A 12,265-nucleotide genomic window follows, 5' to 3' on the forward strand; every position below is an offset into this window, starting at 1 on the left:
CCTCCAGACTTATCCCGGGATAGTATGTCCTCCCGGTTTTGATGACACTAGTAGTTCTTACGACACGTTCACGGTGGTTCACTTGTATTCGTCTCCTCTGGTACTCACCTGACGGGATCGCTGTCCCGCCTTTTCCCGTAACGTTCACTACCATGGCTCTTTACCACAGCAGCTTACGGTGGTTTGAAGCCTCCACCTGCATGGCGGCTTCGAGGGGCCCTCCCTCATCTTCAATTAAGCATGGCTTGAAGTTTCCTTCTTCGCCTTCTTGGCACACACCAACCGCAACCAGTATTGTGGAAACAACTATGGAGATTCCACATTATAAATCTCGCAATCTTCACTATAATTTTAATGCAAATGATTGATTCTTAAGAAAATGGCATTGCTCAAACGATCAGTCTTCAAAACTCTGATCTTGAAGAATCCTTTAGCGGTCAAGAGCCCGTCACTGAGTAGTGCTTTCTGGGTATCGTGAAGGCAAAAATGATAGACTTGACAAAACCAGTCGTTTCTCATACAGGAGTATTTATGAAGAATTGGCTTATAGCTGTCTCTCTGGCTGCTCTAGCAACGCTTTTCTGGGCCGTTATAGGTTTTGCGGTGACAGAAGTCAGGTATTCTAAAGTTGAAAGTCAAATTGCCAACTCCGCAAGAATGATCGCGGAAAACACTGCAAAGACCACATTAATCGGCCACTTTCATCGGGATTCGTTTTATGAAGCTGTTATGCAGAATGACAACGATTTCACCAATCACTACCTAATGGAGATGCTGGCCAGTAATATGCATATCAAAGGTGTTGCTGTTTTTTTTAATGATGAGGTTTTTGCGTCTGCTGGTGAGAAGTTTGAAATTGCCGTCACGCCTACTGTTGAAGGAGGAGACTACTCGGAGATCTTCTCAGTGGGCAAGGATCTTTTTGCAATTTCTGCCTTCACCAACAACGCTGGTTCAGAGAGCTCAAAGGATGGGTATGTCATTCTGAAGCTAGATCTCGAGGGAATTCTGAGTCTGCTTACAACAGAAGGATACAGCTTGAATAGCGAGAAGGGGAGTCTGCTATTAGCAGGAGTCTCAGTTTCTCTTGAGCGCAGATGGCTACCGGCTAACTATGCCGCAATCGCTTTCGTCTTTCTTCTGACATTCGCCTTCACCGCTACTATACAGCGAATGACTGGCAAGAAGTTTCTTGTCAGAAGGAACAGAGAAATGTCTCTGCTTCTGGAAAAGATTCCGACACTGATCTGGTGCTTCAGAGATCAGGAGACTTTCGGAATCGTCAATGAGTCGTTTGCAAAGTTCTTTGGCAGGCACCCGGAGGAAATTGATGGGAAGAATGTCTTTGAGATTCTCACGGAACAGGAGGCAATAGAATGTGTTGAGAGCAACAAGGAAGTTTTCGCTCGAAAAGAGAAACTTGCTTTTGAGCAGAATTCAGAGAACTCGATTGGAGAGCTAAGAATCCTGGAGATTACGAAGACGCCGGATATCGACGAGTTCGGAAATATTAAATCCGTGGTTTGTTCTGCAAACGATGTCACAGAGGAAAGAAAGGCTCTTAGCAAGATCAAGCTCATCCAATTTGGGCTGGATAACGCGAACGATGAGGCCTACTGGATTGCACCTGACGGCACGATACTGTATGCAAACAGCGAAGCCTGTAAGAATCTTGGATACACAAAGGATGAGATTTCCGGACTGAAGGTAAATGATCTCGATAAATCGATGGAGGCAATGGATAGAAGAGTAAGCTGGGAAAGGCTTAAGTCGAAAGGAAGGGATACATTTGAAGCCTATCATGTGAGAAAGGACGGCTCTGTCTTTCCCGTCGAGATTAACAGGAATTATTTCAGGTACGATGAAAGCGAATACGAATTTACTTTTGCCCGAGATATATCTGAACGCATGAGAAATCTGGAGATTCTTGAGAGAGATAGGTTCAGAATAGAACGGCTTCACGATGCAGCTCTCAATCTGGAAAGATGCGGAACCCTCCAGGATGTATATGACTCTGTGATTGAAGCAGCTAATGAGATCCTTGAATTTGATATATGCTTCATCTGTGTCAACGAAGAGGATAATCTAGTAATCAAGGCATCTTCCAACCTAAATCCGCGAGACCCAATTGTAATGCCGAAAGATGTTGGAATTGTCGGGAAGACTTTCAGAGAGAAGAAGCCTTACATAATCGATGATATCCAGGAGTTCCCCGGCACTCTCAAATCAAACGACATCTACCGTGCTGGCCTAAGCGTTCCGATTGGAGATGTTGGAGTCTTTCAGGCGATGTCCGCGAATAGGTCGAAGTTTGGCCAACAGGAGCTAAGACTGACTGAACTTCTTATGTCTCACGTCCGCGAAGCGATCGTGAGAATCGAGACCGAGAAGCGTATGAATTACATGTCTCTTCATGACGGGCTTACTGATTTGTACAACAGGTTCTATTTCGAGGAAGAACTCATCAGGTTGGAAGGATCGAGATTCTATCCTATTTCAATCGTTTCGGCCGATGTCGACGGTCTGAAGCTAATTAACGATACGATGGGCCATGCAAGAGGAGATCAGATACTTTTGGAGTTTTCGAGAATTCTGAGATCCTGTTTCAGAAAGAATGATGTTATTGCAAGGTTTGGTGGAGACGAATTTGCAGTTATTCTCATACGAACGGATGAAGCTACTACCGAGAAGATCGCGTCGAGAGTCAGGGAGATTGTCGGTAAATTCAACAGAGATCACATCGGACCTCCTCTGAGTGTTTCCATGGGAATCGCTACCAGTAAGGGACAGGAACAATCTCTTGTCGAGACTCTGAGGCATGCAGATGACCTGATGTATCGTGACAAACTTTACAGGAGCTCCAGCGTCAGAAGCCAGATGGTGAACACGCTGCTAGTTACTCTTGCCGAAAAGGATCAAATCTCTGGCGGTCATGCGAAGAGACTGCAGAGGATGTGCCTAGAACTGGGAAGAAGAGCAGGACTGAGTTCTCGGCAACTCAGCGACCTAGCGCTTTTTGCTCAGGTTCACGATCTAGGAAAGGTTGGAATTCCAGATAGAATACTATTCAAACCAGGCCCACTAGATGATGATGAATGGAAAGTGATGAGACTTCACCCAGAAAAGGGATACAGGATCGCCGTGTCATCTCCAGACCTCTCTTCAGTCGCAGATCTAATTCTCAGGCATCATGAAAGATGGGATGGTGAGGGCTATCCTCTGGGTATCAAGGGCGATAAGATCCCCGTTGAATGCAGAATTCTTTCTATTGTAGATGCCTTTGATGCAATGACAAATGACAGACCATACAGCAAAGCCAGGAACAGGCAGGAAGCAATTGACGAAATAAAGAGATGTTCCGGTACTCAATTTGACCCCGAACTGGTGATTAAGTTTAGGGAAATGATAGAGATAGAGTCTTTCTAGATGCTCTTGATTATTTGTGAGATTTTTTTGTAGCTCAGAAGAGATATAAGAAGCGCTACTGCCAACGATGATAGTGATATTAGAAGGAGCCAAGCTGTGCCGGTGCCGTCAACTGCGCCTTTCAGAATCAACGTGATAGGCATTATTGCCCCAAAACTCAATCCCATGCAGATCAATTGGTTCAGAAGAACGAATTTCGTTCTCATGAATGCATTCGGATTATCCATTTGATCGGGAGGTGACGAAAGAACACCTCTTATACCGAGCAGAGAGGATGTCACATAAAGCACAAAGACAGCCGGAACAACCATAAGATAACCGAAAGAACCTCTCTTGATCAAGATGCTTACGCCTAGAACGCCCACAAAGAGAACTGTCCCCAACAGAACAGGTAGAGTGGTTTTTATGGCTATCATCCTTCCCAGAGAAAGAGGCAATATCTTTGTAGTCTCAATAAAGGGATACTCTCTGCCCATCAAAAAGGCGGATTGTATAGTGGTGAAGATGGTACTAATAAGTACCATAGTGAAGATCGATGTTACTACTTCTTCTGATATAAGTCCAAAAACAAGTCCAAAGACAACGGGATAGAAAAGATAGTATATTAGCTGTTCATAGCGTCTATATATCTTTAGTTCTCTTCTGAGCAAAACCCATCCCCGCCTGTCATTGAAGGTCACGGTCTTCTGCTTGTTCTTGGAATATGATACCGGTTCGAATTTGATAGATGAGGCAACCCTGAAAAAAACATATCCCAGCAAAGGAATTGCTGCTACTCCAACTAGGAGGTACAGAGGGCTTTCCGAAGACTTAACACTCCAGGTGAAGATATTCATAGGGTTTGAAAAAACCTCCCAAGCGCTTGCCAGCTTCTGCAGATAAAGCGGTATGTTATCCGTGCTCTGTGGAACTAACTGAACTATTATGAAGAACATGAAAGCTGCCGCAATTTGAACGATGAACATTACTTTTCTTGCGACTGCCCTGGACATGAATTTCCCAAGAGCTACAGAAACGATGGAAGCCAGAAGTACGGTGTTTATTACCACGAGAACAAGTGAAGGGATTCCGATCCATGGATTGGGATCGATCCTGAGATGGTATGGAAGAGCGATTCCCAGAAAGACGGACAGAGTGAGCCCCTGATATAGGGTCGAGATAATAATCTGATAGACTATGATACTCACTCTCTTTACCGGAAGAACGAGAAGCATGTCTATCTCATCGTTTCTCATGAAGAGATAAGACGATGTGGCCGAAAACGAGATTAGAAAGAACAGCCCTGAGATTGTCAGAAAGAATCCGGCCATGACCTTGCCAAGGGAGACGCCTTCAACGGCTACTCCAGAAGTCGCACCATACACGTTCCAGAGAAACATTCCGATCATGATTGTGAATACTGCAAAGACGAATAGCTGGCCCGAAAGGCCTCCTCTTGTGCCTTTCTTGCCCGGAAACATGAAGAGCTTGTACTTAAGGAACAGCTTAAGGTCGTTCAAATAGACACCTCACAATGCGCCTACAATTTCCTGGATGTCTTCGTTCTCGCCAGTAAGCTGCAGGAAGAGGTTCTCTAGAGTCTCTTTGTTGTCGGCTCCTGCTCTCTTTCTTAGCTCATCCATCGTGCCCTCGGAAATAAGCTTCCCCTTGTTGATTATGCCTATACGGTCGCACATCTTTTCCGCTATCTCCAGCACGTGTGTGGTCATGAAAATGGTAGAGCCTTCGCCCTTATACTTCTCAAGAAGCATCTTAAGTATCTTCGCGCTTCTTGCATCGAGACCTACGGTCGGCTCATCCAAAAAGATGACTTCTGGTCTCCTCATCAGAACAGAGATAACCATTATCTTCTGTTTCATACCGTGAGACATCTCAGATATCATCTTCCCCAGATAATCTATTCCAAACGCTTCACATAGTTCGCCGACTCTCTTCTTCGCTTCTTGTCTCTTATCGGGAAAGACATCCATAATGAACTCAAGGAACTCCGCTCCTGTAAAGTAGGAATAGATTCTTGGTTCTTCAGGGACAACACCGATCTTGCTCTTTATCTGAAGCTCATTATTCGAGTAGTTCATGCCGAGGATTTTTATCTCTCCAGAAGTAGGTCTAAGCGTACCGGTAAGCATTCTAATCGTTGTTGTCTTTCCAGCTCCGTTTGGTCCCAGAAAGCCATATATCTCGCCAGAGTTCACCAGCAGATCTATCTCGTCTACTACGGGGCTCTTATCGAATGCTTTCGTAAGTTTTTTACAGTCAATCATCTAGCATCCCTCCAGACGGTATTGCTTCAGGACGATCTTCGTGTATGACCCGAACCTATTCTACGACAAGACCCGATACATTTCACAAAATGTCAAGAAATTCTGTTGATCTGGCAGATGATTCCTATACAGCGCAGGCAATCCTGTTGCCGGATGATATAATTGGCTAAGTTTATGAGGTGGGCATATGAGAAAAGCTGTCTCCTTCGCATTATTAGCTGCCGTAGTAATAATTCTATTGTCGGGAATCAACGGTCTCAGCTTCGATCCCTCGCCCGCAGCATTTCTGAGCCATGATGATCCTGAACTGGCAGCGTTCAACCGAATCGCGGAGGTTTTTGGAGACACTGGATCGATCATGGTGATTCTTAATGCATCGGAAACTCCACTCGAGCTTCTGAAAAGAATATCAGATGAGATAAAGTCTCTTGACTGGGTCAACTCGGTGTTGTCAGCCACTGAAGCGATGAAGCTGGGAAGGTTCAATCTTTTCACTTTGAGAATTCCAACTGAGGACTACGTGTACTTGGAAGATGGGAAATTGGTGCTGAATGAAGATCTGCTGACAGATCCGATATACAGTAACCTGCTGATATCTTCTGACGGCAGCTATTACGGCATACTGATTACAATCGCAGACGGAAATGAGTTGAGCAGCGACACACTTGTCCCTGAACTTCGATCGAAACTCGATTCTCTCGATGTAAAGGGCTATAGACTAATTGGAGAGAGCGTTGCCAACACAGAGACATTCAGATCAATAATCGATCTTACCTTCAAGTATCCACCTTTCATTCTACTTGCAATTCTCATGGTCTACGTAATCAAGTTCAGAAAGGTCTCGCTTGCTTTGCTTACACTGGTTCCTCCTCTAGCCTCCGTAATGGCGATAGTTGGAGTAATGGGTATAATGAAGCTTTCGATCAACAGTTTGACCGTTATGATCCCTTCATTTATCGTCATTATTGGAAGTGCATACGGGATGCATTTCCTCTCAAGGTTTGAAGAAAACATTCATCTTAAGAATGCCGTCAGTCGGACAGTTCACGAGGAGAGAGTTCCTGTTCTTTTATCTGCTTTGACAACGATGGCAGGCTTTTCTTCATACATTCTGCTCGACTTGAAGGCCTTTCAGGAGATGGGTATATTCGTCTGTTCAGGAATCTTCCTCTCTGCGGTTTTCACAATTGTCGTGCTCCCGGGACTTGTGCCTTCAAGAGAAACTGTGAATCCGCAACGTGCATCACCTCCAAGAGACGTAAATCGTCTTGCGAAAAAGGTAGTTGTCTGGGCCGTTATAGTGGGCAGTATCGCCTCTCCTTTTCTGATCATGACAATTCCAATGACTATTGACCAGTATAATTTCTTCAAAGAGAATTCGGAGATTAGAAGAAGCGCAAACACCATGAAAGAGGCTTTCGGTTGGCTGACAAATTATTCGCTGATGGTTACACCAAAAGAAGGGGATAGCATTGCATTAACGACAGATCATGTAGAGAGTTTGGAAGCGTTCGAAGCGGAGCTAAAGAGACTTGATGGAGTTTCGAAGGTCATGAGTCTACTCGATCTGTCAAGAGAGACGGGTGTTCCGTTGACGCTTATGGTGAGAGCACTGAACTCAAGTGATGTTTTCGGTGACTCTACAACACTTCTTGTGAGCGACAATGCTATACGATTCAATCTGTTCTCTCCGGAGAGCGACAGTCGAAGCGCCGAAAAACTGAAGTTGGCCGTCGAAGAACTAATAATGAGCTATCCGGAACTGGATGACAATTTCAGGTTCAATCTGGCTGGAACTACGCTTATATGGAAGAGCGTGAACTCCTCTGTTGTTAACAATCAGATTCAGAGCTTGATAGTATCGTTTGGGCTTATCATGCTCCTCCTATTCACGATATTCAAAAGTTTGAAGTCGACAATCATCGCCACGATACCTATTCTCCTTACAACTCTTTTCAACTTCGCTTTTATGGCGCTTTTCAGGATCCCGTTGAGCATTTCTACAGCGCTCATTTCGGGAATGTTGATGGGACTGGTAATCGATTATTCGATTCACTTCACTATCTGGTTCAGGAGGTTCGGCGATTCACGTAGGGCATATCAACAGACCGCAAATGCAATTCTTGCAAACGGGCTCAGTCTTGTTGCTGGCTTTTCAGTTCTTCTGCTTTCACCTCTCTTGTTGTACGTTGATGTGGCGAAGTTGATGGTTAGCGGACTTGTTGTGGGAATGGTTCTTACTCTAATACTTCTGCCAGAGATCGCATCTAGAAGTAAGAAGTTTTCTGATAGGGCAAAAGCCTCTGACTGATATAATTCACTTATATTCAGATTGGAGGTGGCGTTCTGAAAGCTCTCGTTTCTCTTCTTCCAGACGATCTGAATCGGTTTGTCAGAGAGCTGTGGGATGAATTGAAAACAGACTTCGGATTACGTTCGGTTATGCTCAATCCATTTCCACACATTAGCTATTGCATTTTCGAAGAGACGACTGTCACTTCAGATTCCATGCTTGAAGAGATTGCGGCCGTTATGGGTGCCTTCCCGGCAAAGACAGAATATCTTGGTATTTTCACTGGTGAGAGACCGGTTATTTTCATTGGAGTAGCTAAAAGTCCTAGTTTGGCTTCTCTTCATAAATCGCTATGTAAAGTCCTTTGTGAAGCGGTAGACAGCAAAGCAGCCGTTTACAGCGAGACTCGCTGGATTCCTCATATAACACTTGCCTATGGAGATGATATTAATCGAAGCAACATAGGTCCTGTGATGGAGAGACTTGCATTCAGGGACTTCCATCATGAGTTTGTAATTGACAATCTGGCAGTTCTTGAAGAGATTCCAGAGAAGGGAATTGTTGTCAGTAAGAGCTTCAGACTCACCTGTTCCTGAAGACAAGCTGGTCTATCTTTATGAATCATTTTTCGTGACTTTCAGTGTCTCAGATGGGCTCTCAAAGAGTCCAATTTGTTATAATCGATCAGAAGAAGGAGGTAGATGAATGAAAAGAATTGGCTGGAAGGAGATAGATTTGAAAATTCCACTGCCGAAGAATGTAAAGTCAACTGAATGTTTAAGTGAACTAGAGGAGTTCATCGGACAGGAGAGAGCCATAAGAGCTTTGGAGACAGGGCTTCATATAAACGCAAAGGGATACAATGTTTTTGTTTCCGGCAGTAACAACACCGGAAGAAGGACATTTGTCAGTCGTTATCTGAAGAAGAAGGTCGAAGGAACAAAGACTCCGGGCGACTGGATATATGTCTACAACTTTGATGAACAAAGGTCGCCAAATTCAATTCCACTTGAAGCGGGCGCTGGGAAGGTATTTCAGAAAGAGATGAACGAGTTTGTTGAGATAGCTATCAACTCGATCAGCGAGAGCTTTCAGAGTGAGGACTACCAGCAGAAGGTAACTTCGATCCAGAATGAGCAATCGGAAAAGCGTTCAAGTATGCTGAAGGAATTGTTAGAAAAGGCGAAAGAAAAGGATTTCACTGTTCAAATAAACCAGACAGGAGTTGCAACGATTCCTCTCTGGAACGGTAAACCGCTTACCCAGGAAGTGTACGAAGCCTTACCGGAGGAATACCAGAAGCAGCTTACCAAGAAAGGCGAGGAAGTCCGTGAATTAGTCAACTCGTATCTTCTTAGATTGAGCAAGATGGAAAAGGAGTATGGTGAGAAGTACAAGGAATTGAATCGAAACGTGGCTTCTTTCGCAGTTGAAGGTCACATAAAGGAGATGAAAGACAAGTTTAGCAAGAACAAAGAGGTCGTTGATTTTATAGAGAGCATGAAGGAAGACTTGCTTGACAATCTGGGAGTATTCTTCAGCCAGGAGATCGACTCCAAAGCTTTCTTCGGCAAGAGATATGCGGTCAATCTGTTTGTCGACAACTCGGGAATAGAGGGGAAACCCGTTGTGGAGGTAACAAACCCCAATTACTCCTCCCTTTTCGGAAGAATAGAGTATGTAGCAAAGATGGGAATGCTTGATACCGACCACACCATGATAAGGCCAGGCGCAATACATAACTCGAACGGCGGGTATCTTGTCCTTGATGCCAAGAGCGTACTGAGCGAACCCTACGTCTGGCAGACTCTGAAGCAGGTACTCTTTTCCGGTCTCGAAGGAATTGAGAATCTAGAACACAAGATCGGTCTCTTATCGACTGTTAGTCTGAAGCCTGAGCCAATTCCGCTGGATATAAAGATAATCATGATAGGCGAGCCGTGGATATACAGCATGTTAAGTACGCTCGATACGGATTTCAAGAAGCTCTTCAAGATTAAAGCCGAGTTTGATTGGGAAATGGCGTTGGAGAAGGACACGATTGGCAAGCTCTGTGGGCTAACCTGCAATATTGTGAGGGAGAATACTTTGAAGCCGCTTGAAAGGGACGGAATCAAAGAAGTGATAAAGAGAGCGATATTCCTTTCGGGAAGCAGGAAGAAAGTCTCGACTCAGTTTGGTACCCTTGAACAGCTCCTCCTGGAGAGCTCGGCCATGGCGGATATGAAGAAGCACGATATGATAGAGGCTGAGGATGTATCGACCGCTTGGGAAGAGATGCATACAAGGGTCTCCCTCTATCAGGACAAGATAAAGGAAATGTTCAAGAACTCGACATTGATGGTTCAGACAGATGGTGAGCTTGTTGGTGAGATAAACGGTTTGACAGTAGTCCAGACAGAGGATCTCTCTTTTGGAATACCGGTGAAAATAACTGCCAAAGCCGGTCCGGGCAACAGCGGTATAGTTGACATACAGAAAGAATCGGAACTAAGTGGAAGCATCCACAACAAAGCCAGCCTGACTATTCAGGGATACATGAGTTCGAGATATGCGCAGCAATTCCCGCTGAGTCTGAACGGTTCGATAAGTTTTGAGCAGGTCTATTCGACAGTTGAAGGGGATAGCGCTTCCGTGGCGGAGACAGTCGCTTTCCTGTCTGCAATTGCCGATGTACCGATTAAGCAGTCAATAGCAGTTACGGGCTCGATCAATCAAAGCGGAAGAGTCCAACCCGTAGGCGGAGTTCAGTACAAGATTCAGGGCTTCTATGATCTCTGCAAGATAAAGGGGTTTACCGGTCAACAGGGAGTGGTCGTGCCTCAGGCGAACTCTGACAATGTTGTTCTCCCTGACGAAATAATTAATGCCATTAAGGAAGGGAGATTCAACATATGGACCGTTGAGACCGTGGACGAGGCCATTGAGGTACTGACGGGCATGAAGTCGGGAAAGCTCGGGAAGAGCGGAGAGTACTCGCCTGGCAGCTTCAACCAGAGGGTAATAGAGAAGTTGATGAAGTACTATGAGATAGCTTCTCAATCGAAGAAATGACTAAGCAAGATACGTAAATCAATGGTGGTTGTTCAAATGGCCAATAAGAAAAATGGCGACAGACATATCTGGCATGTCCATCGCCATTTTTCGTAAGGCAGCTACCTGATCATGATTCGGAGTCTATTGCCGCGAATCTGTTCAGCATATAGTTTATGTATCCCTTTACATAAGAAGCAGTCTCTCTGAGAATCTCAACGGAGAGGTTGTCTAATTTCGATGTCTTGCCTGCTTCGTGAAGATCATCGAAATACTCTTTGCCTAGCCAGACTGCCTGAGGTTTCTCAAGTTCATTTCCCATAACATGTTTGAGTTCATAGTATACTGGATTGAGTTTCTCTCTGGAGTACTTCCGCAAATCTACCGCGGCCTGCTTCGGATTCTTGACGATTCTGGCAGGAACCTCTTCGAGCGCCATTAGCAGGGGCTCGTATTGTCCCCAAATCAAATAACCACCGTAGAAGTCGTATGCGAAGTGATAATTCGCAAAGATGGCGAGCCACTTGTCCATGTTGAAAGGAAGCTTCAGCAGTTCGAAAAACGGCGCGGGGAATGTATGAAAAGGCTGGCCGACATCTTCAAGATAGTGCATTGCTCTACCCATGAAGCGGTATGCCCAATAATGGTCTCCTCTGGAATAAGCGATCTCGGCCAGATCGCTGAAGTACTGAACGACGTCAGTCACTTCTCCGACTCTAACGAAGAAGAGCATTCTGTATTCCATGTGTCTTAATCCCTGGCTGTCTCCGAGGAGCGTCTCTATTCCCTTTAGTTCGAGCCCCTTATCCATGCCTAGATCGGGCTCGTAAGAATAGACCGAAAGGATCTGCCACAGGGGTGCCAAATTGTCAACAGGTCTGGGGTTTGGGAAGACTGCGCTGTATAGGTCGAGATCTTCTTCCGGCAGATAGCTCTCGCCGAGATAATCGTAGAAACCCTCTATGGCCGGATTGTATTCACGAGTGTCAACATCGGCGTATGTGTACGGGGTTATCTCAACGTACTTGTCAAAAACCTCCTCATACTGGGATACAATCAAATACGTTAGAGCATCGTGCCCCGACCATGAAAATCCGAACACGGCTAATAGCAGTATTAGAATCATCATCACCTTTTTCACGTAACCACCTCCAATTCTTATAATAACAGATTCAAACTGCATTATTGTCTTCTTGATACCGATTAGCTTCGTGATAGGCAAGCTTTCTGATAGTATTGTCTAAGAAAA

General features: G+C 45.0%; 7 protein-coding genes. 4 read left to right on the plus strand and 3 right to left on the minus strand.

What is annotated here, in order from left to right:
- Positions 1 to 486 precede the first annotated feature (486 nt).
- Positions 487 to 3,426: an HD domain-containing phosphohydrolase gene (locus Q502_RS00005; RefSeq protein WP_258006128.1), complete on the plus strand. Its 2,940-nt coding sequence runs from the start codon at positions 487 to 489 to the stop codon at positions 3,424 to 3,426.
- Here the strand turns inward: Q502_RS00005 and Q502_RS00010 are convergent.
- Together Q502_RS00010 and Q502_RS00015 are read right to left on the minus strand one after the other, a co-directional pair.
- Positions 3,423 to 4,925 (minus strand): hypothetical protein, encoded by a 1,503-nt coding sequence (locus Q502_RS00010; RefSeq protein ID WP_099830219.1) that lies wholly within the window; start codon positions 4,923 to 4,925, stop codon positions 3,423 to 3,425. The genes Q502_RS00005 and Q502_RS00010 overlap by 4 nt on opposite strands.
- A 9-nt stretch (positions 4,926 to 4,934) precedes the next feature.
- A complete protein-coding gene (locus Q502_RS00015) occupies positions 4,935 to 5,690 on the minus strand; it encodes an ABC transporter ATP-binding protein (RefSeq protein ID WP_099830220.1) in 756 nt (251 codons plus the stop codon).
- 187 nt (positions 5,691 to 5,877) lie between these two features.
- Between Q502_RS00015 and Q502_RS00020 the strand changes: the two genes are divergently transcribed.
- From Q502_RS00020 to Q502_RS00030, 3 genes are all read left to right on the plus strand, one after another.
- Positions 5,878 to 8,001, plus strand: coding sequence for an RND family transporter (locus Q502_RS00020; RefSeq protein ID WP_099830221.1), 2,124 nt, complete (start codon positions 5,878 to 5,880; stop codon positions 7,999 to 8,001).
- A 68-nt stretch (positions 8,002 to 8,069) separates the two neighbouring features.
- Positions 8,070 to 8,579: a 2'-5' RNA ligase family protein gene (locus Q502_RS00025; protein ID WP_099830222.1), complete on the plus strand. Its 510-nt coding sequence runs from the start codon at positions 8,070 to 8,072 to the stop codon at positions 8,577 to 8,579.
- Positions 8,580 to 8,688: 109 nt separating this feature from the next.
- Positions 8,689 to 11,037: a Lon protease family protein gene (locus tag Q502_RS00030; protein ID WP_099830223.1), complete on the plus strand. Its 2,349-nt coding sequence runs from the start codon at positions 8,689 to 8,691 to the stop codon at positions 11,035 to 11,037.
- A 109-nt stretch (positions 11,038 to 11,146) separates the two neighbouring features.
- Here Q502_RS00030 and Q502_RS00035 read toward each other — a convergent pair whose 3' ends face one another.
- Positions 11,147 to 12,157 carry a phospholipase gene (locus tag Q502_RS00035; protein ID WP_099830224.1) on the minus strand — a complete coding sequence of 337 codons (1,011 nt, stop codon included), beginning with the start codon at positions 12,155 to 12,157 and terminating at the stop codon, positions 11,147 to 11,149.
- Positions 12,158 to 12,265 lie beyond the last annotated feature (108 nt).

Source organism: Mesotoga sp. Brook.08.YT.4.2.5.2., assembly GCF_003351125.1.
Lineage (GTDB): Bacteria > Thermotogota > Thermotogae > Petrotogales > Kosmotogaceae > Mesotoga.